Origin of the sequence: Cupriavidus sp. SIMBA_020 (genome assembly GCF_046535395.1) — a bacterium.
Classification (GTDB): Bacteria; Pseudomonadota; Gammaproteobacteria; order Burkholderiales; family Burkholderiaceae; genus Cupriavidus; species Cupriavidus campinensis.
Map to the genome: position 1 here is coordinate 1 of NZ_JAWRWU010000503.1, position 275 is coordinate 275.

Consider the following 275-nt stretch of genomic DNA (forward strand, 5'->3'; position numbering starts at 1 on the left):
GAACCCGGCCGGCATGAAGCGCGAGAACTTCTGGTTGATCGCGTACTTGTCGTTCTCGAGCGACGGCTCGGCGTTCACGCTCGTCGCGACGAGGCCCTGGTACAGCTCGATCTCGGTCGCGCGCGCGTTCGGCACCGTGTACGGGCCGGACTCGAGCTGCACGACGGCATTCGGTTCCGCGACGTCCGCCGTCACGATCCCGCGCGGACGGTGGTACTTGAAGCTGCGCGCGACGAAGTGCACGCCGTTCGCGAGCAGCGCGGACGCGAGCGTGT

General features: G+C 68.0%; 1 protein-coding gene. It reads right to left on the bottom strand.

The window, feature by feature from the left end:
- The coding region (locus SB751_RS30240) for a 2Fe-2S iron-sulfur cluster-binding protein (RefSeq protein ID WP_410749051.1) at positions 1 to 275 on the bottom strand (275 nt) is incomplete at both ends.